Genomic DNA, 19571 nt, shown 5'->3' with positions numbered 1-19571 from the left:
GCCAAATCGGAAAGTATGAATTGGCTGATTGTTGCTTGATGAAGAGCTATGCGCAACGCACAATCCTTCGCATGTTCCCTTCGTTTTCCTCCTTCGATCTTTCGCGCGATGGGGTTCGATTGCACGGGCGGATCGGTGGCAGCGGCAGGCCACTGCTGCTGCTGCACGGGCATCCGCAGACACATGCCATTTGGCATCGCATAGCGCCGGGATTGGCAGAACACTTCAGGGTGGTCCTGGTCGACCTGCGCGGCTACGGCGACTCGGGCAGGCCGACTGCGGACGAAGCCCATGCGCGCTACAGCAAAAGGGAAATGGCGCTCGATGCGCTGGCGGTCATGCGTCATCACGGATTCGAGCGCTTTGGCGTACTGGCTCACGACAGGGGCGCACGAGTGGCGCATCGGCTTGCAGCGGATCATCCGCAAGCCGTGGAGCGGCAGATGCTGCTCGACATCGCGCCGACGCTCGCGATGTACGAAAACACATCGGAAGCTTTTGCGCGAGCCTACTGGCATTGGTTTTTCCTCATTCAACCGCCACCATTGCCCGAGGCACTCATCGAATCGGACCCGGTTCGATACATTCGCAGCGTCATGGGCGGACGCCATGCGGGGCTTGCGCCATTTGCGGCCGAAGCTCTCTCTGAATACGAGCGCTGTGCCGCGATCGACGGCACCGCGCAGGCTATCTGCGAGGACTATCGCGCATCGGCCAGCATCGACCTCGACCATGACCGGGCCGACGTCGCGGCCGGCCGCAAGCTGAGCCAGCCGTTGCGCGTGCTCTGGGGCGAGCATGGCGTGGTTGGCCGTTGCTTCGACGTACTGTCGATGTGGTGTGAGCGTGCCGATGACGTCTCCGGCGGCACGCTTTCGTGCAGCCACTACATTCCCGAAGAAGCGCCCGCCGAATTGCTCGCCGAGGCCCTTTCATTTTTCAACACGACTCCCAAGGATTGAGACATGAGTACCCAACGAATCGCGGTCATCGCCGGTGACGGCATCGGCAAGGAAACGATGCCGGAGGGCTTGCGCGTGCTCGACGCGGCCGCCCGGAAGTTCGGTATCGACCTGAAGTTCGATCACTTCGATTTTTCGAGTTGGGACTACTACGAGAAGCGCGGAAAAATGCTGCCCGACAACTGGAAGGACCAGATCGGTGGTCATGACGCAATCTTCTTCGGCGCGGTCGGCTGGCCAGAGAAGATTCCGGATCATGTCTCGCTCTGGGGCTCGCTGCTGTTGTTTCGGCGCGAGTTCGACCAGTACATCAACCTGCGGCCCGCGCGACTGATGCCAGGCATCGTGGCGCCCGTGGTACGCCGTGACGGCACGCCGCGGCAGCCTGGCGAGATCGACATGTACATCGTGCGCGAGAACACCGAGGGCGAGTATTCGAGCATCGGCGGGCGCATGTATGAAGGCACCGCCCGCGAGATCGTCGTGCAGGAAACGGTGATGTCGCGCGTCGGGGTGGATCGTGTGCTCAAGTTCGCCTTCGAGCTTGCGCAGTCGAGGCCGAAAAAGCATCTCACCAGCGCGACCAAGTCCAACGGCATCTCCATCACGATGCCCTACTGGGACGAACGCGTCGCAGCGATGGCGAAGACCTATCCGGGCGTGAATCTCGACAAGTTCCACATCGACATCCTCACGGCTCATTTCGTGCAGCGGCCGGACTTCTTCGACGTGGTCGTGGCGAGCAATCTTTTCGGGGACATCCTCTCGGACCTTGGGCCGGCGTGCACCGGCACGATCGGCATCGCGCCGAGCGCCAACCTGAATCCGGAGCGCACGACACCTTCGCTTTTCGAACCGGTGCATGGTTCGGCGCCCGATATCGCCGGCAAGGGCATCGCGAATCCCATCGGCCAGATCTGGTGCGGCGCGATGATGCTGGAATTCCTCGGCCACAAGGCGGCCCACGATGCCATCATGGCCGCGATCGAAAAGGTGCTTGCTCCCGACAGCGGCGCTCCGCGCACGCCGGACATCGGCGGTACGGGACGCACGATCGACCTCGGAAAGGCCATTGCCGAGGCGCTTTGAAATCGGCTTCGTCAAAACGCCACTAAAATCGCGCTCCTCGCCGTGGTCTATGGGGTGAGTGTCTTATTGACACCCCGTAGACCAGTGGTTGTAATCCTTGTCGGCAGTGCGCTGCCGGCGCGTCAGAACTGCCACCCTTTTTTCCAGCATGCACCCCGCGGCCTCGTCGCGGGGACGGGATCGCTTCTGACCCTGATCAACATTTTTTCTGCAAGGGGCCCTTGTGAACAAGACCGAACTGATTGAGCACATCGCAAAAAACGCCGATATTTCCAAAGCCGCTGCCACGCGCGCACTCGAATCCACCATCGGCGCCATTCGTACCACGCTCAAAAAGGGCGGTTCCGTGTCGCTCGTCGGTTTTGGCACTTTTGCAGTCGGCAAGCGTGCCGCCCGGACCGGTCGCAATCCGCGCACCGGCGACGCGATTAAAATCAAGGCCGCCAAGATTCCGAAGTTCCGTCCCGGCAAGGCGCTCAAGGACGCATTGAACTGAGATTACTGTTTCGGGGGTGCTTAGCTCAGCTGGTAGAGCGGCGCCCTTACAAGGCGTAGGTCGGGGGTTCGAACCCCTCAGCACCCACCACCCGATGCAAAGGCGAACACAGTGTTCGCCTTTTTTGTTGCCGTTTCGCAATCCGTCAGAGAGAGTCCTCAAGCATGTTTGATTCCTTCCGCAAGTACAACAAGGTCATCATGGTGTTCTTGTTCTTGCTGATCATTCCGTCGTTCGTGCTGTTTGGCGTCGATCGGTATCAGAGCGGCGGCCAGGGCGAGAAGGTCGCCCGCGTGGCGGGTACCGACATCACGCGTCCTGAATGGGACCAGCAGCATCGCAACGAGGTCGACCGGATTCGCCAGCAGGCGCCGAACATCGAACCTGCCATGCTCGATTCGGATGCAGCGCGCTATGCAACGCTGGAGCGCATGGTGCGTGATCGCGTGCTGGCGGCAGCGGCTTCGAAGTCGAACATGACGGTATCCGAAGAGCGGCTTGCCCGTATGTTCGCCGAAGATGCCGGCCTGGCGTCCTTCCGCACGCCCGACGGCAAGTTCGACCGCGAAACCTTCATGCGTGCGACTGGCCGGACGCCGGAGCAATATGAAGCGGCGGTGCGCGCAGACCTGGCAACGCAGCAGGTATCCCTCGGTGTGTCGGGAACTTCGTTTGCGACCGCGGCCCAGGCTGCAGCGACGCTCAATGCTTTCTACGACCGTCGCGAGATTCAGGTGGCGATGTTCAAGCCGGCCGATTTCGCGTCGAAGGTCAGCGTCAGCGACGACGATCTGCAGACTTACTATAAAGAACACACAGTGCAGTTCCGGGCGCCCGAACAAGCCAGCATCGAATACCTCGTTCTAGACCTTGAGGCAGCGAAGAAGAACATTGCGGTGAGCGAGGCTGATCTCCGCAGCTATTACGACCAGAACAGCGCGCGCTTCGGCACCAAGGAAGAGCGGCGCGCAAGCCACATCCTGATTGCCTCCCCCGCCAGCGCGCCTGCTGCTGAACGCGAAAAGGCCCGTGCGAAGGCGGAACAGTTGCTCGCAGAGGTCCGGAAGGCGCCGGCCAGTTTTGCGGACGTGGCTCGCAAGAATTCGCAGGATCCCGGATCGGCTGAAAAGGGAGGCGATCTTGATTTCGTGACGCGCGGCGCGATGGTCAAGCCTTTCGAAGACGCGATGTTTGCCCTCAAGAAGGGTGAAATCAGCAACGTGGTCGAGACTGAATTCGGCTTTCACATCATTCAGCTCAACGACATCAAGCCGGCAGTGGTGCCGCCCTTCGAGAAGGTGCGCGCCACCATCGAGAACGAGGTGCGGGGGCAGCAGGCGACGCAGGAGTTCGCCAAGGCGGCCGAGATCTTCACCGACATCGTCTATCAGCAACCCGATAGTCTGAAGCCCGCAGCCGAGAAGTTGAAACTCACGATTCAAACGGCGAGCAATGTGGGACGGACGCCCGCGCAGGGCGCAACCGGCGTGCTGGCAAGTCGCAATTTCCTGAATGCCCTGTTTGCGCCCGATTCGCTGGAGCGCAAGCACAACACTGAGGCAATTGAAATCGGACCGAACCAACTTGCATCTGGGCGCGTGACCCAATACTCGCCCGCTCGCGCTTTGGCGTTCGACGAGGTCAAGGAAAAGGTCCGCACTCAACTTATCGCGGAGCGATCGGCAGCACTTGCAAAGGCCGAGGGTTTGGCCAAGCTCGCAGCATGGCAGGCGAATCCCACTGGTGCAAACCTCGGTGCGCCGATGACCGTCTCGCGGCTGGAAACCCAGTCGCAGCCCACGTCTGTCATCGAGAGTGCGCTCCGTGCCGATGGCTCCAAGTTGCCGGTGTTCGTCGGCGCGGACCTTGGTGCGCAAGGGTTCGCCGTCGTTCGCGTCAATAAGACAGTTCCACGCACGCCGCCTGCCCCCGAGGCGGCCAAGCAGGAAAGCGAGCAAGTCGGGCAGGCGGTGGGAGCGGCCGAAACGGCGGCTTACTACAACCTGCTGAAGGATCGGTTCAAGGCAGAAATTTTGGTCCCGAAGCCGTCTGACGCCGGGGTTGCCGTCGAAAGGTAGTTTTTTCACGCTACAATTGCCGGCTCTGCGGTGGCTGTAGCTCAGTTGGTAGAGTCCCAGATTGTGATTCTGGTCGTCGTGGGTTCGAGTCCCATCAGCCACCCCAAACCATCTTGATCAAAAGCGCCGACCCATGGTCGGCGCTTTTTTTTGTTCGGCTCGTTGTGGCAATTGGGATTTGAATTAGAATTTTTGCTTTCCAATTCGGAGGATTAGCACCGATGGCCTCAACCCTTGCCGACATCAATTCCCAGATCAAGAAGCATGATGAGCAGATCGCGCAATTGCGCAAGCAAGCCGAAGAGCTCAGAAATCAAGAACGAGCTGGCGTGATCGAGGAACTGCGCAAGAAGATCGCCGAATATGGCCTGACGGCAACCGACCTCAAACTTACGGCGCGCGGTGGCAAGCGGAGCGTCGCTGCGGCACCGGTCAAGGCGGCTGCAAAGTATCGCAGCCCGACCGGTGAAACGTGGTCTGGCGGTCGCGGTCGCAAGCCACGGTGGGTCACCGAGGCCATTGCTGCCGGTAAATCGCTGTCGGAGTTCGAGATCAAGTAAAGATCTTGCACTATAAAAAAGCCCGCAGTCGCGGGCTTTTTGTTGAACTATACCGGCGGCCTCAGTTGACGAGCACCAGCTTGCCCTTCACGCCCCGCGAGCCCATGTGCGCATAGGCTGCTTTCAGTTCGGCCAAGGGCATCGTGCTGTCGATGACTGGCTTGATCTTGCCCAGGCCGTACCACTTTGCCAATTCGGCCATCATCTGCGCATTCGCTTTGGGTTCGCGCTTGGCGAAATCGCCCCAGAACACCCCGACCAGGGCTGCGCCCTTCAAGAGCATCAAATTCAATGGCAGCGAGGGAATGGGTCCAGCTGCGAACCCTACAACCAGGTAGCGACCTCGCCAGCCGATCGAGCGGAATGCCGGCTCTGCGAATTCGCCGCCGACCGGGTCGTAAATGACGTCAGGTCCTTTGCCATCGGTCGCCGCCTTCACTGCGTCACGAAATGCGTTGGGAACACTGTGCGTCGTGTAGTTGATCGTGAGATCCGCGCCAATCGATTTGCAGAGCTCGCATTTTTCGTCGGTCGACGCCGCCGCAATAACTTTTGCGCCCGCCGCTTTTGCGATCTGTATTGCGGCGGTACCGACGCCTCCTGCAGCACCGAGCACCAGCACGGTTTCGCCGGCCTTCAATTGGGCCCGGTCCATCAGTGCGTGCCATGACGTTGCGTAGATCATGATGAATGCCGCTGCGTCAACATATCCGAAACCGTCGGGCAGGGGCATGCACAAGGCCGCTGGCGCAATCGTGTGCGTTCCGAAGCCGCCGGTGCCCGACAGGCATGCAACGTTCTGACCCGCGCGCAGGTGCGTGACGCCTTCACCCACCGCGGCGATGATGCCCGCGTATTCGGACCCTGGAACGAATGGCAATGGCGGCTTCATCTGGTACTTGTTCTGTACGATCAGCAGATCAGGAAAATTCAGGCTGGCAGCCTTGATCTCGATGAGCACCTGGCCTGGACCGGGTTGAGGGGTCGGCAGTTCTTTCCACGTCAGCGCGTCGACGCCGATGGGGTTCTCGCAGAGCCATGCGTGCATGCTCGTGTCTCCTGTAATGAATCTGGATGGTGAAGAATGCGGGCCATGATAGGCGGGGTCCAATGACCGTGTTGTCCCAGTCGCGACGCACCCGCCGCCTACAATCGCGCGGACTCATAGACACCATGAAGATACTTATTTCGAACGACGACGGTTACCAGGCTCCCGGCCTCGTCGCCTTGCACGACGCGTTGATGGAAATTGCCGATGTCGAAGTGGTTGCGCCCGAGCACAACAACAGCGCCAAGTCGAACGCACTCACGCTGGCTGCGCCGCTGTATGTGCATACCGCGCACAACGGTTTTCGATACGTCACTGGAACGCCGGCCGACTGCGTGCATATCGCGCTGAAAGGCCTGCTTGACTATCGACCGGACCTGGTCGTCTCCGGCATCAACAACGGTGCCAACATGGGCGATGACACGATCTATTCGGGCACAGTCGGTGCGGCTATGGAGGCCTATCTTTTCGGCATACCGGCGATCGCCTTTTCTCAGATCGAGAAGGGATGGGCACATGTCGATGCTGCGGCACGTGCGGCGCGGCGTCTCGTCGAGCAGATCGAACAGGAGCGGATGCTTGGGGGTGGCGCATTTCTGCTGAACGTCAATGTGCCGAACCTGCCTTTTGATGCGCTGAAGCCGGTCAAGGTTTGCAGGTTGGGGCGCCGTCATGCCGCTGAAAAGGTGATCACGCAAGACAGTCCGCGCGGCGAGACGATGTACTGGATTGCCGGTGCGGGCGGCGCAAAGGACAGCGGTGAAGGCACGGATTTCCACGCGACGGCAGCTGGCCATATTGCGTTGACGCCGCTGCAGATCGACTTGACGGATCACGCCCATCTCGATCAATGGCGCGACACGGTGGCTCGCCTGGGCGAGCCATCCTGACATGGCCGCCCAGCGACCCGGCTTCCCCGTGCGGCTGACGCCCTCGGCCTCTTCCCCCGCCCGAAGTCGGGCGCCGGCAGTGCCCGCGAAGCCGACTGTTCAAGGGGCGCCCTCAATGGCCTCCGATGCAGTGCGCGCGCGCATGGTCCAACGGCTCGCTGCGCAGGGTATTGCGGACGGGCGCGTGCTGCGCGCAATGGGAGTGGTCGAGAGACATTTGTTCGTCGACAGTGCGCTGGTCAATCAGGCTTATGAAGACACCAGCCTGCCGATCGGATTGGGGCAGACGATTTCCAAGCCCAACGTGGTGGCAAGGATGGTCGAGTTGTTGCTTGGTGCGCCCGCGTTGGCGAACAAGCCGGCGGAGCGATTGGGTCGCGTGCTGGAGATAGGCACTGGATGCGGTTATCAGGCCGCGGTGCTAGGACAAGTGGCGACCGAGGTCTACAGCATCGAGCGATTGCGAGGGCTGCACGAGCGGGCTCGTTCGAATCTGCGACCCTTCCGGTTGGCGACGGTCCATCTCCTGCTCGGCGATGGCATGGTGGGGTACGCCAAGGGCGCGCCATATGCCGGCATCATCGCGGCTGCAGGTGGCGAAGTGGTGCCCGAAACATGGGTCGCGCAACTGGCCGTTGGCGGCCGGATCGTCGCGCCGACACAGTCCGCGCCGGGTGGACAAGCCTTGGTTGTCATTGACAAAACGGCACGTGGACTCGAGCGGCGCATTCTTGAGGCGGTCCACTTTGTCCCCCTAAAATCAGGAATTGCTTGAAGGAAGAACACATGCAGGGTTTTGGCAATCGGGGCTGGCTCGCCGGCATGACGCTGGTGTTCGCGCTCGTGATTGCGGGGTGTGGAGCACCGCGCGGTCCGGTGCCCGTCGAAGATCGCGGCACCATGGCTCGCGCACCGACCGCAGGGGCGAACGGAACTGCAACTCCTGGTGTACCACCTATCACCACCGACGCATCCGGCAAGCCGCTGCCTGGCATCGAGAACTATGGCAAGCCTGGCTACTATGCCGTGCGTCCTGGCGACACCATTCGCCGCATCGGCACCGAAACAGGCCAGAGCTGGCAGAACATCGCGCGCTGGAACAATCTCGATAACCCCGATCTGATTGAAGTGGGGCAGGTTCTGCGCGTCATCCCTCCAGCCGGAGGCAGTGCGACGGCGCCTGCAACATCGGCCGCCGCAGGCACGGATGCATCCGGGGTCGTGACGCGACCTGTGACGCAGCCGATTGTTGCGCCGGCAACCGCGGCGGCTGCGGCGGGTGCTACCGCGGCAACAAGCCCGGCAGCCAAGCCTGCCTCACCCGTGACAGCGTCGCCAACATCACCAGCCGCTGCGGCATCCGGTGATGAAGACGTGGGCTGGATCTGGCCGGCGCAAGGCTCCTTGATCGCCGGCTTCGACGAAGCCAAGAACAAGGGTCTCGACATTGGCGGCAAGGCGGGCGACTCCGTGCTTGCGGCGGCTGATGGGCGTGTGGTCTACGCTGGTGCGGGCTTGAGGGGCTATGGCAACCTCATCATCCTGAAGCACAACAACACTTACCTCACTGCTTACGCGCATAACCGCACGCTGCTGGTCAAGGAGGATCAGTCGGTGCAAAAGGGGCAGAAGATTGCCGAGATGGGCAACAGTGACGCAGACCGTGTCAAGCTGCACTTCGAAATTCGCCGTCAGGGCAAGCCGGTCGACCCGGCTCGGTACCTGCCACCGCGCTAGCATGCCATGGCCGCTTCTCGCCCTTATCGCACTTCGGTCGTGCGGCGAGCGGCGGGTGATGGCGGGATTTCGGGTTTCGATTCGGCGCGAGTCGCCGGAGCTGGGGTCTCGATTGCGTTCCACGGGGCTGTAGATGGGAACGCCGAAGAGGGCCGCGGCGGCAATCCGCGCGATGGCCTTCCGGTTGACGTGGCGGGTGAAGGCGGCGACTCGCTGACGCTCTATTTGCGTGAGATCCGGCGAACTCAGCTTTTCACTCCCGAAGAAGAATACCGAGCCGCGTGCGCTGCGCGTGCCGGTGATTTTGCGGCTCGGCAATCGATGATCGAGCACAACCTTCGCCTGGTGGTCAACATCGCGAAGGCCTATCTCGGACGCGGCGTGCCCATGGCCGACCTGATCGAAGAAGGCAATCTCGGCCTGATGCATGCGATCAACAAGTTCGAGCCGGAGCGCGGGTTCCGCTTCTCGACTTACGCGACATGGTGGATCCGACAGTCGATCGAGCGTGCGGCGATGATGCAAGCACGCGCGATTCGGTTGCCGGTGCATGTGGTGCGCGAACTCCAGCAAGTGATGCGTGCCCGCCGCGCTCTGGAAGGTGATTCAGAGTTTCTCGCTCGCCGGCCTGATGGCGTGCGGGTCGAAGACGTCGCGGCACTTCTCGGGCGTGAGGTGCAAGAGGTGGCGGACTTGATGGCGCTTGCGGAAGCGCCGCGTTCATTGGATGCGGGCAGCGAACGCGGCGATGAAAGCTTTACGCTTGCAGATACCGTGGCGTCGGACGATGAAGGCGCCGACCCGACCGGCGTCACTCAGACGCACGAGGTCGAGAAACTCCTCGATCAATGGATTCTTGTGCTCACCGAGCGCGAGCGCGAAGTCCTCGAAGGCCGCTACGGTTTGCATGATCGCGATCCCGAAACGCTTGAGGTCCTGAGTGTGCGTCTCGGCCTTACGCGTGAACGCGTAAGGCAGATCCAGAACGAGGCGCTCGCCAAGATGCGTCGCCAGTTGGCTCGCGCCGGTGTGCAGCGCGACGCACTTTTGTAGGGTCTGGGAATATCCGTTCCCTTGGCCTGAGACAATTCGGCCATGACGGATTCGATTGAGAAGAAAGAGGCGCAGCGTTCTGGCGGTGAATGGCTGCAGGTCGAGTCGCTCGACCTTGATGCACAAGGCGTGGCGCACAAGGCCGACGGCATGGTGGTGTTCATTGAAGGTGCCTTGCCTTTCGAAGAGGTGCAGTTCAACGTGCACCGCAAGAAGAACAATTGGGAGCAAGGCACCGTGACGGCAATTGGCCGCGAGTCTTCGCAGCGAGTGCGGCCGGGCTGTCCCCATTTCGGCTTGCATGCGGGTGCTTGCGGCGGCTGCAAGATGCAGCACCTCGATGCGGCCGCACAGGTCGCGGTCAAGCAGCGCGCGCTGGAGGACAACCTATGGCATCTCGGCAAGGTGCGTCCCGAGAACATGTTGCGTCCGCTCGAAGGGCCTGCCTGGCACTATCGCTACCGCGCGCGGCTGTCCGTACGCCACGTCGTGAAGAAGGGAACGGTGCTGATCGGCTTCCATGAGCGCAAGAGCCGCTATCTGGCAGACATGAAGGTATGCCCGGTGTTGCCAGCACAGGTCAGCGACATGCTGATGCCGTTGCGGGAACTCATCGGTTCGTTGGATGCTCGCGATACCTGTCCGCAAATCGAGTTGGCCTGTGGCGACGCACCGGACGGTCTTGGCTTGGGCGTCATCGCGCTCGTGCTGCGGCATCTGGAGCCGTTGTCGGGTGCTGACATTGCCCGGCTCAAGGCGTTCGCGGTGCAGCACGAGGGCGTCCAATGGTGGCTGCAATCCAAGGGACCCGAGACGGTCAAGTTGCTTGAAGAGGGGGGCCCCCCTCTGGCCTACCAACTGCCTGAGTTCGGCGTGAGGATGCCGTTCAAGCCGACAGATTTCACACAGGTCAACCCACACATCAATCGCGTGCTCGTAAGTCGCGCGCTTCGTCTGCTTGACGTGCGGTCGGACGAACGCGTGATCGACTGGTTTTGTGGCCTGGGGAATTTCACGCTGCCGCTTGCGAGCCGGGCGCGCGAGGTGCTGGGCATCGAAGGCAGCGATACGCTGGTGGCACGCGCCACCGACAACTTCGAGCGCAATCGACCCGCCGTGCCCGGCCGGCGCTCGCTCGTAGCGACGAGATTCGTTGCGCGCAATTTGTTCGAGATGACGCCTGAGATGCTCGTGGCTGACGGTGCTGCGGAAAAGTGGCTCGTCGACCCGCCGCGCGAAGGAGCATTTGCGCTCGCAAAGGCGCTTGCGGATCTACATCAGCAGGGCAGAGTCGGGCGCGAGGGATGGGCGCCCCCGAAGCGCATCGTCTACGTGAGCTGCAATCCTTCAACGCTTGCGCGTGATGCGGGGCTGCTGGTCCATCAGGCGGGCTATCGGTGCACGTTTGCGGGGGTGGTCAACATGTTCCCGCACACGGCGCATGTGGAGTCGATCGCGGTGTTCGACCACCCATGAAAAAGGGCCCTCAAGGGGCCCTTTTTGAAGGAAGGCGAAGCTGCGTCAATCGCGATCGCCGCCGAAGACGCCGAGCAGGATCAACAGGCTCTGGAACACATTGAAAAGATCCAGATAGAGCGCGAGCGTTGCGCTGATGTAGTTCGTCTCGCCACCGTCGATGATCTGCTTGAGGTCATACAGCATATAGGCCGAGAAGATCCCGATGGCGACAACCGAGATCGCCAGCATGCCAGCGCTCGAACCGACGAACACATTGATGATTGCGCCGACCATCAGAACCATGGCTCCAACGAACAGCCACTTCGCCATCCCCGAGAGGTCGCGTTTGATCACCGTGGCGAGCGAAGCCATCAAGAAGAACACGCCGGCGGTGCCACCGAAGGCGGTCATGATGAGTTCGGAGCCATTCTTGAATCCGAGCACCATCGCGATCAGGCGCGACAGCATCAGGCCCATGAAGAAGGTGAAGCCCAGCAGAACCGGGACGCCCGCCGCCGAATTCTTTGTCTTTTCGATCGCGAACATGAAGCCGAACGCGCCGCCCATGAACACCATGAGTCCCAGGCCGCCCGTGAGGGAGCGAGTAATGCCCGTGGCAACGCCCAACCAGGCGCCGAGGACGGTTGGCAGAAGGCTCAGGGCAAGCAGCCAGTAAGTATTGCGCAGGACGCGCTGCCGATCCGCCTGAGCCAGTGTCTGGCCGTAGGCGACTGATGTATCGAGGGTGTTGACGCGGTCGTTCATTGCTGAAACTCCAGGTGTGTGCTGCAACGCTGCAGTTTGGGCGCATTCTAGGCCGCTGCAAGGGCGGCAATTCACAAATACCCGTGTCCGGACAGTCTTAGCGCGCGCCGGGGTGGCGGCCCTGGACGATGCGAGCGCTATGCTTGGGGGTTACGCAACTTTCCCCGAAGATCATGAAGACAAAGTCATTTCTCGAACTTGCCGATGTCAAGGCGATCGCAGCGGCAGCGGAAGCCGAAGCGCTCAAGAACAACTGGGCAGTGACCATCGCCATTGCCGATGACGGCGGCAATCTGTTGTGGTTGCAGCGCCTCGACGGTGCTGCAGCGCTTTCATCGCACATCGCCCCTGCCAAGGCCCACACGGCCGCGATGGGCCGACGTGAAAGCAAGACTTATGAGGACATGATCAACGGCGGCCGTACGTCCTTCCTGACGGCTCCTGGCGTGCATGGGTTGCTTGAAGGCGGCGTACCCATCGTGAAAGATGGCCACGTGATCGGAGCAGTTGGGGTGAGCGGCGTGAAGTCGAACGAAGACGCGCAGATCGCACGGGCCGGCATCGCCGCAATCGGCCTCTGAGATTGTCGTCCGCGCAAAGCAAAAACGCCGACCTTGGGTCGGCGTTTTTTTGGGGGGCCTCATGGGGAAAAAAAGCTTGGCTGGTCGGCGAACCGTTGGCTAGCAAAAACGACCCTTTGGAGTGGAATCTCCTTGAGTCGCCCCACGATGAAACTTGCCCGAGAAGCGCAGCTGAATCTTATTTGGTCAGGATCAGCTTGCCGAGTTTGGTGGCTTGCAGACGATAGAGCGAGCCGTTGTGCAGGATACCGACCGTCTTGCCGCCTTTGAGAAGTTCCGTGCTTTCGACCAGGGCTGCAGGCCGCATTGCATCGCCTGAAGCGCGGCCGCCACCTGCATGGTCCAATGAGGGATGGCTCAATATGGGGAAGGCGTTGGGCGTAGTTTGCATTTGAAGCTCTTTATCGAAGCGATTCACAAATGATAATGATTCTCAATAAAAAGTCAATCGGATCGATGAAGATTTTTGGCTTGCACCCATGCCTCACTTGGGATCAGGTTCAGTGATGAAGCCGATCTTGCGCACGCCTGCTTCGCGAGCCGCAGACATCGCCTGCGCGACGCGCTCATACCGAACTGCCTTGTCGCCGCGAATATGCAACTCGGGTTGGGGCTCCTTGGCGGCTTCGACGGCGAGCCGCCCCTTCAATTCGGAATCATCGATTTTCTGTTCGTTCCAGTAGTAGGAGCCGTCCGCCGCTACGGTGAACAAGATGTTCTGCGGCTTCGTCTGTTCGGGTTCGCTAGTGGCGCGCGGGAGGTCGATATTCACTGCATGCTTCATGACGGGGACGGTGATGATGAAGATGATCAAGAGCACCAACATGACATCCACCAAAGGGGTCATGTTGATCTCGTTCATGACCTCATCAGGTTCGTCTTGGGTTCCGAAGGCCATGATGCTCAGCCCTTCTTGAGTGCAACGACCGTGGCCTCGCCGCCGCTTTGTACACGGGCGCCGGTTACGAAGTAGGCGTGCAGATCGTGCGCAAAGCTATTGAGCTTGGTCAGCACAAATTTGTTGCCCCGAACCAGCGCGTTGTATCCCAGAACCGCGGGAATCGCGACTGCAAGTCCCAGCGCCGTCATGATCAGCGCTTCGCCGATCGGGCCGGCTACTTTGTCGATCGTTGCTTGGCCGGCGGACCCGATGCTCATTAGCGCGTGATAGATGCCCCACACGGTGCCGAACAAACCGATGAATGGAGCGGTCGAGCCCACTGACGCCAGGATAGCGAGTCCAGTCTGCACGCGTGCTGTAAATTCGTCGATGCCATTGCGCAGTGCGCGCGTGATCCAGTCGCTCACGTCGAGCGCATCGTGGAGGTGGGCTTTCGTGTTGCGATGATGTGCGGCGGCCTCGCGGCCTTCGAGTGCAAGCGCTCGAAACGGATTGGTATCGTCCTTGCCGAGCTTGTTGAGCGCGGTCGCGAAGTCCTCGCTGTGCCAGAAGTCCTGCGAATGCTTGGCCAAGCGCTTGTACCTGATGACGTCGAGCGCTTTGACCAGGATGACGATCCACGAGGCGAGCGACATGCCGATCAACAGGAGGGCGACGGCTTTGGTGACGAAGTCACCTTGATGCCAGACGTTCATCAGGCCAAATTGGGAATTCATGCGAAATTGCTCCAGAAAGATTAATTGAGTACCCAGTTGATCGGCACGTTGAACTCCATGGGTTCAACGACTCCGTTGCGTTTACCTGGCACGTAGCGCCAACTCATGACCGCAGTGCGTGCTGCCTCATCCAGTCGTTCGTAGCCGCTTGATGTGCGAATGCTCGCCTGCTTGGGAAGGCCGTCGACGTCGATCAGTACGCGCACGACCGTCTTCCCTTGCTCGCCAAGGCGCTTGCTGATGGCGGGGTAGATTGGTTTGGGGTTTTGCAGATAGTCTGCATTGCTTGACGGCAACTGGACTGCCGGCGGTGCTGGCGGCGCAGGTGCAGGGGCCGCTGGCTCTGGAGGAGCCGGCGCCGCGATCGGTGCAGGCGGAGGCGGCGGCTCGATGCTGCCCGTCGGTGCGTTTGGCGCGGGTGTCGGCTTCGCCTCTCGAATGGCCTGCGGCCGGGGCGGCGGTGGCGTTTTCGTGATCTGCCGTTTGGGTTCGGGCGGTGGCGGTGGTGGGGGCGGTGGTGGCTCGGTTGGCTTGGGAGGTTCGATGAACTCACCCAAGATTTCCACCGGAATGACCACCTCCGCGGCGCGGCGCAAGAGGCCGCTTTGCAGTGCCCAGAGGGCGGCCACGTGCGCCAAAACTACGCCGCCCGCAATAACAGCATTGCGCGACAGCCCAAGGGCCGATGTAGAGGGGGAGGAGAAGCGGTCAGACACGATCAACCATTCGAGAATGAGCACGCCTTGAAGTGCCCCGGATGCAGCAGAACCGCTAGGCCAACTACTTGCGAAAAATCCACCAGACTGAACTGGCGACGAAGATCAGGCTGCCGACGAGGGCTGCGAAGAGTTCCATGCGTTGCTTTCCTTGATGGAATTGGCAAGCTGGATCGCCCTTGGGTTCGTTTCGCGGGTGAGCGCGGCGACCGGGTGCAAAGCGCTGCATTGGGCGACGACATCGCGCGCGCAGCCTTCACATTGGCCGCACTGGGTGGCCACGCCGAGTTCAAACTGCACTTCGTCAAAAGTCATGCCGGCGCGCACATGGCGTGCGATTTCACGGTCAGAGACACGGCGGCATACGCAAACGATCATGGCCTGGAAGCGACTTGGCTGGCTGTTTTGAAGAGGAGTTCATTATAAATACGAATTCTTCGCATTTGCAATAACTATCGCGCCGGCAAGGCGATAAACGGTGATGCCCCGTCAGTCCCTGAGCGAGTGGTCCGCTGACGCTGCCAAAAAAAGCGGGGTCGTGCCCCGCCAGCGTGATGTTGGGTAGCTCTACTCGATCTCGCCCATCTGCGATTGCAGATAGTTCTGTAACCCTACCTTGCCGACCAGATCGATCTGGGTTTCGAGGAAGTCGATATGGTCTTCCGTGTCGTCGAGGATCTCCTGCAGAAGGTCTCGCGATACATAGTCGCGCACTGCTTCGCAATGGGCGATGCCCGCCTTGATGGTCGCTTGCGCACCGGTTTCCGACTTGAGGTCGCACTCCAGAATTTCGGGGACATCTTCGCCCACGTTGAGCTTGGCCAAGTCCTGGAGGTTGGGAAGGCCATCCAGCATGAAGATGCGGTCCATGAGTTTGTCCGCGTGCTTCATCTCGCCGATCGATTCGTCGTACTCCTTCTTGGCAAGCTTGTCCAAACCCCAATGTTTGAGCATTCGGTAGTGAAGAAAGTACTGGTTGATCGCAGTCAGTTCGTTCTTCAGCTGAGCCTGGAGATGGCCGATGACTTGAGGGTCGCCCTTCATGGTTTTTCCTTGTTCTTGAAAGGGTCGATTGTGAGCTTGTCGTGCCGCGGCGCAAGCAAACCCACGCTGCGCCGCTCTGCATGCGTGTGAGGCTGATAAGTGTTCGCATTCGACGTGACCGCCCTTGCCCTCATAGGGATTGGCTCCGTTTTGCATAGAGTAAAACTATCAATATGATGCAATTGGTAGTTATACTGATTACTCGTTTTTTTCATCAGTAACAAGGAACCCATTAATGTCTCTGATCAATACCGAAATCGTCCCGTTCAAGGCCACCGCGTATCACAACGGCAAGTTCGTGCCGGTCACCAACGAGAACTTCAAGGGCAAATGGTCTGTCGTGGTTTTCTATCCGGCCGACTTCACCTTCGTGTGCCCGACCGAACTCGGCGACCTTGCCGATCACTACGCAGAGTTCAAGAAGCTGGGCGTCGAGGTGTATGGCGTGTCGACGGACACGCACTTCACGCACAAGGCTTGGCACGACACGTCGGACACGATCGGCAAGGTGCAATACCCCCTGATTGGCGACCCGAGCCAGCAACTCGCGCGTGCATTCCAGGTGCTGATCGAAGAGGGTGAGGATGCAGGCCTCGCCTATCGCGGCACCTTCGTGATCGACCCCGCAGGCAAGATCAAGACGATCGAAGTGCACGACAACGGCATCGGCCGCGATGCAGCCGAGTTGTTGCGCCGCGTAAAGGCTGCGCAATATGTCGCGGCCCACCCCGGTGAAGTCTGCCCTGCCAAATGGACGGAAGGCGCCGAAACGCTGAAGCCTTCGTTCGACCTGGTCGGCAAGATCTAAGTCACCTCCGCGCCACGGCCCGGGCGCCCCGGCTCCCGGGCTTTTTTATTTCCGTTCGCAACCACGAAGTGAGTTCCACCATGCTCGACGCCGGCACCAAGTCGCAACTCAAAAGCTACCTCGATCGCATCAGTCAGCCGGTCGAAATCGTCGCGTCGCTCGATGACACCAAGGCATCGAGCGATCTGCAATCGCTGCTGAAGGACATTGAGGAATCTTCCGCACTGGTAAAGGTCACCGAGAGCCGTGGCGACAACCAACGCAAGCCTTCCTTCTCGATCAATCGGCCGAGCGAAAACCACGGGCCACGTTTTGCCGGGCTGCCGATGGGCCATGAGTTCACTTCGCTGGTGCTTGCATTGCTCCAGGTCGGCGGTTACCCGCCCAGGGTCGATGACGCCGTGCTTCAACAGATTCGAGCGCTCGATCGTGATTTCGAGTTTGAGATCTACATCTCGTTGACGTGCCACAACTGTCCGGATGTTGTGCAGGCGCTTAACTTAATGTCGACACAGAACCCACGCATCAAGACGACGATGATCGATGGTTCGCTGTTCCAGGATGAAATCAAGGAGCGCCAGGTCATGGCCGTCCCGACCGTCTTCCTCAATGGAACGGAGTTCGGGCAAGGTCGCATGACCCTTGAAGAAATCCTCGCAAAGATCGATAGCAGCGGCGTCGAGCGCGAAGCCAAGAAGATTGCCGAAAAGGAACCGTTCGACGTACTTATTGTGGGTGGTGGTCCTGCAGGTGCGGCAGCGGCTGTCTATGCGGCGCGCAAAGGAATTCGCACGGGTGTGGCGTCCGAACGGTTCGGTGGCCAGGTGCTCGACACCATGGGTATCGAGAATTTCATCTCGATCAAGGAAACCGAAGGGCCCAAGTTCGCTCTCGCCCTCGAAGAGCATGTGCGCGACTACGACGTCGACATCATGAATTTGCAGCGGGCCGCCGCCCTTGTACCGGGCGACGAAGTGATCGAGATCAAGCTCGAAAGCGGTGCCTCGCTCAGGAGCCGTTCGGTCGTGATTTCGACCGGGGCACGCTGGCGCAATATCAATGTGCCGGGAGAGCACGAATACAAGAACAAAGGCGTGGCCTACTGCCCGCATTGCGACGGTCCGTTGTTCAAGGGCAAACGGGTCGCCGTGATCGGCGGTGGCAATTCGGGCGTCGAAGCTGCGATCGACCTGGCCGGCATCGTTGGGCACGTCACCCTGATCGAATTCGACACGCAGCTCCGAGCCGACGCCGTGCTGCAACGCAAGTTGCACAGCCTGAGCAATGTCGCGGTCGTCACCAATGCGCAGACGACCGAGATCACGGGCGACAGACAGAAGGTCAATGGCCTGATCTACAAGGATCGCGCGACAGGCGAGAGCCACCGAGTGGCACTCGAAGGCGTGTTCGTACAGATTGGATTGGTGCCGAACACCGATTGGCTCAAAGGTACCGTCGAGCTGTCGAAGCACGGGGAAATCGTGGTCGACGCGAGGGGGCAGACTTCCGTGCCGGGCGTGTTTGCAGCCGGCGACGCGACGACGGTGCCGTTCAAGCAGATCATCATCGCGGCGGGCGACGGAGCGAAGGCCGCTCTCAGCGCCTTTGATCACCTGATCCGCACCTCCGCGCCTGCCGAGGAAGCGGTCGCCGCCTGACCTCGACTCCCGGGCGGCTCAGTACGTCAGCCGCTCCGGACGCAACTCCTGCAGGATGGTGGTCGCGATTTCTTCGATCGACTTTGTGGTGGTTGAAAGCCATCGAATGCCCGCGCGTCGCATCATGGCCTCGGCCTCGCTGACTTCGTGCCGGCAGTTCTCGATGCTGGCATAACGCGAGTTTGGCCGGCGTTCGTTGCGAATCTCGCTCAGCCGTTCGGGCTGGATCGTGAGGCCGAAGATCTTCTTGCGGTGCGGCAGCAGGGCGGGCGGCAATTGGCGGCGATCGAAGTCCTCGGGGATGAGCGGATAGTTGGCCGCTTTCAGGCCATGCTGCATGGCGAGATACAGCGAGGTCGGCGTCTTCCCGCTGCGGCTGACGCCGACCAGAATCACGTCCGCTCCGTCGAGATCCCGGTTGCTCTGGCCGTCGTCGTGCGCAAGACTGAAATCGATGGCCTGGATCCGCTCGTTGTATTCCTTGCTCTTGCTCACGTCGCTGAAGCGGCCGATACGATGGTTCGACTTCATCGCCAGTTCGATTTCGAGCGGGCGAACAAAGGTGCCGAACATGTCGAGCAGCATGCCCTTGCAGCCGGTTTCGATCACCTCAAGCACTTCCATGTTTGCCAACGTCGTGAAGACGATTGGGCGCAAGCCCTCGACCTCTGCGGTGTGATTGATCCGTCGAACCGCCTGGTGCGCCTTGTCGACCGTGTCCGTGAAGGGCAGTCGCACATGGCGGGGCTTCATTTCGAATTGAGCGAGAACAGCATTCCCGAAGGTCTCGGCGGTGATGCCGGTCCCGTCAGAGACGAAGAAAACGGTGCGGGTGTGCATGATCTGGCTGCCTTTTCCATAGGCGCGCGCCGATCCGTGGCGCGCCTACAATTCGGCCCATTATCGGGAATGCGGATCGCCGTTCCCTACCGAAATCCTTCCATGCACCCCTCGTCAGCGCCCAAAGCAAGAAGAATGATCGCGTTGAGCCGCCTGCATGCAGCATCAGTT

Annotated in this window: 22 protein-coding genes and 2 tRNA genes; 15 read left to right on the top strand and 9 right to left on the bottom strand. The window is 60.5% G+C overall.

The window, feature by feature from the left end:
- Positions 1-71: 71 nt before the first annotated feature.
- From AC1DN9_RS03115 to AC1DN9_RS03085, 7 genes are all read left to right on the top strand, one after another.
- On the top strand, positions 72-962 hold the full coding sequence (locus tag AC1DN9_RS03115) for an alpha/beta fold hydrolase (protein WP_478097172.1): 891 nt from the start codon (positions 72-74) through the stop codon (positions 960-962).
- A 3-nt stretch (positions 963-965) separates the two neighbouring features.
- Positions 966-2051 carry a tartrate dehydrogenase gene (locus tag AC1DN9_RS03110; RefSeq protein ID WP_478097170.1) on the top strand — a complete coding sequence of 362 codons (1086 nt, stop codon included), beginning with the start codon at positions 966-968 and terminating at the stop codon, positions 2049-2051.
- Between the two features lie 223 nt (positions 2052-2274).
- On the top strand, positions 2275-2547 hold the full coding sequence (locus AC1DN9_RS03105; protein WP_007830705.1) for an HU family DNA-binding protein: 273 nt from the start codon (positions 2275-2277) through the stop codon (positions 2545-2547).
- Positions 2548-2561: 14 nt separating this feature from the next.
- Positions 2562-2637 (top strand) — tRNA-Val (locus tag AC1DN9_RS03100).
- A 74-nt stretch (positions 2638-2711) separates the two neighbouring features.
- Positions 2712-4625: a SurA N-terminal domain-containing protein gene (locus tag AC1DN9_RS03095; protein WP_478097168.1), complete on the top strand. Its 1914-nt coding sequence runs from the start codon at positions 2712-2714 to the stop codon at positions 4623-4625.
- A 30-nt stretch (positions 4626-4655) separates the two neighbouring features.
- Positions 4656-4731, top strand: a tRNA-His gene (locus tag AC1DN9_RS03090).
- A gap of 115 nt (positions 4732-4846) precedes the next feature.
- Positions 4847-5185, top strand: coding sequence for an H-NS histone family protein (locus tag AC1DN9_RS03085; protein ID WP_478097166.1), 339 nt, complete (start codon positions 4847-4849; stop codon positions 5183-5185).
- Positions 5186-5246: 61 nt separating this feature from the next.
- Here AC1DN9_RS03085 and AC1DN9_RS03080 read toward each other — a convergent pair whose 3' ends face one another.
- Positions 5247-6233 carry an NADPH:quinone oxidoreductase family protein gene (locus AC1DN9_RS03080; RefSeq protein ID WP_478097164.1) on the bottom strand — a complete coding sequence of 329 codons (987 nt, stop codon included), beginning with the start codon at positions 6231-6233 and terminating at the stop codon, positions 5247-5249.
- Positions 6234-6358: 125 nt separating this feature from the next.
- Here AC1DN9_RS03080 and surE point away from each other — a divergent pair, with 125 nt between their 5' ends.
- The 5 genes from surE to rlmD are packed head-to-tail and all read left to right on the top strand — an operon-like array spanning position 6359 to position 11389.
- Positions 6359-7123 (top strand): 5'/3'-nucleotidase SurE, encoded by a 765-nt coding sequence (gene surE / locus AC1DN9_RS03075; RefSeq protein ID WP_478097536.1) that lies wholly within the window; start codon positions 6359-6361, stop codon positions 7121-7123.
- A 1-nt stretch (position 7124) separates the two neighbouring features.
- Positions 7125-7898, top strand: a complete 774-nt coding sequence (locus tag AC1DN9_RS03070; RefSeq protein ID WP_478097162.1) for a protein-L-isoaspartate(D-aspartate) O-methyltransferase — start codon at positions 7125-7127, stop codon at positions 7896-7898.
- 11 nt (positions 7899-7909) lie between these two features.
- Positions 7910-8860, top strand: coding sequence for a peptidoglycan DD-metalloendopeptidase family protein (locus AC1DN9_RS03065; protein WP_478097160.1), 951 nt, complete (start codon positions 7910-7912; stop codon positions 8858-8860).
- Between the two features lie 6 nt (positions 8861-8866).
- Complete coding sequence (locus tag AC1DN9_RS03060) at positions 8867-9913, top strand: sigma-70 family RNA polymerase sigma factor (protein ID WP_478097158.1); 1047 nt, start codon at positions 8867-8869, stop codon at positions 9911-9913.
- 42 nt (positions 9914-9955) lie between these two features.
- Entirely contained in the window at positions 9956-11389 is a 1434-nt protein-coding gene (rlmD, locus tag AC1DN9_RS03055; protein ID WP_478097156.1) for a 23S rRNA (uracil(1939)-C(5))-methyltransferase RlmD, read from the top strand.
- A gap of 45 nt (positions 11390-11434) precedes the next feature.
- On the opposite strand, the gene AC1DN9_RS03050 is transcribed toward rlmD, so the two are convergent.
- Positions 11435-12136, bottom strand: coding sequence for a Bax inhibitor-1/YccA family protein (locus AC1DN9_RS03050; RefSeq protein ID WP_478097154.1), 702 nt, complete (start codon positions 12134-12136; stop codon positions 11435-11437).
- 173 nt (positions 12137-12309) lie between these two features.
- On the opposite strand from AC1DN9_RS03050, the gene AC1DN9_RS03045 reads away from it, so the two are divergent.
- Entirely contained in the window at positions 12310-12717 is a 408-nt protein-coding gene (locus tag AC1DN9_RS03045) for a GlcG/HbpS family heme-binding protein (protein WP_478097152.1), read from the top strand.
- Positions 12718-12895: 178 nt separating this feature from the next.
- Here the strand turns inward: AC1DN9_RS03045 and hemP are convergent, their stop codons facing one another.
- The 6 genes from hemP to bfr all read right to left on the bottom strand — a co-directional run bounded on the left by hemP (position 12896) and on the right by bfr (position 16094).
- A complete protein-coding gene (hemP, locus tag AC1DN9_RS03040; protein WP_478097534.1) occupies positions 12896-13108 on the bottom strand; it encodes a hemin uptake protein HemP in 213 nt (70 codons plus the stop codon).
- A gap of 93 nt (positions 13109-13201) precedes the next feature.
- On the bottom strand, positions 13202-13615 hold the full coding sequence (locus AC1DN9_RS03035; protein ID WP_478097150.1) for an ExbD/TolR family protein: 414 nt from the start codon (positions 13613-13615) through the stop codon (positions 13202-13204).
- Positions 13616-13620: 5 nt separating this feature from the next.
- Entirely contained in the window at positions 13621-14334 is a 714-nt protein-coding gene (locus AC1DN9_RS03030) for a MotA/TolQ/ExbB proton channel family protein (RefSeq protein WP_478097148.1), read from the bottom strand.
- Between the two features lie 20 nt (positions 14335-14354).
- On the bottom strand, positions 14355-15053 hold the full coding sequence (locus AC1DN9_RS03025; RefSeq protein ID WP_478097532.1) for an energy transducer TonB: 699 nt from the start codon (positions 15051-15053) through the stop codon (positions 14355-14357).
- Between the two features lie 102 nt (positions 15054-15155).
- Entirely contained in the window at positions 15156-15428 is a 273-nt protein-coding gene (locus AC1DN9_RS03020; protein WP_478097146.1) for a (2Fe-2S)-binding protein, read from the bottom strand.
- Positions 15429-15617: 189 nt separating this feature from the next.
- A complete protein-coding gene (gene bfr / locus AC1DN9_RS03015; protein WP_478097145.1) occupies positions 15618-16094 on the bottom strand; it encodes a bacterioferritin in 477 nt (158 codons plus the stop codon).
- Positions 16095-16329: 235 nt separating this feature from the next.
- On the opposite strand from bfr, the gene ahpC reads away from it, so the two are divergent.
- Both ahpC and ahpF read left to right on the top strand, forming a co-directional pair.
- Positions 16330-16902, top strand: coding sequence for an alkyl hydroperoxide reductase subunit C (ahpC, locus tag AC1DN9_RS03010; RefSeq protein WP_478097143.1), 573 nt, complete (start codon positions 16330-16332; stop codon positions 16900-16902).
- An 80-nt stretch (positions 16903-16982) separates the two neighbouring features.
- Positions 16983-18560, top strand: coding sequence for an alkyl hydroperoxide reductase subunit F (gene ahpF / locus AC1DN9_RS03005; protein WP_478097530.1), 1578 nt, complete (start codon positions 16983-16985; stop codon positions 18558-18560).
- An 18-nt stretch (positions 18561-18578) separates the two neighbouring features.
- On the opposite strand, the gene ppsR is transcribed toward ahpF, so the two are convergent.
- Positions 18579-19400: a posphoenolpyruvate synthetase regulatory kinase/phosphorylase PpsR gene (gene ppsR / locus AC1DN9_RS03000; RefSeq protein ID WP_478097142.1), complete on the bottom strand. Its 822-nt coding sequence runs from the start codon at positions 19398-19400 to the stop codon at positions 18579-18581.
- Positions 19401-19571: the final 171 nt, after the last annotated feature.

The organism is Variovorax sp. 05L425, from assembly GCF_056397705.1.
This window is presented reverse-complemented; position numbering and strand designations above follow the sequence as displayed.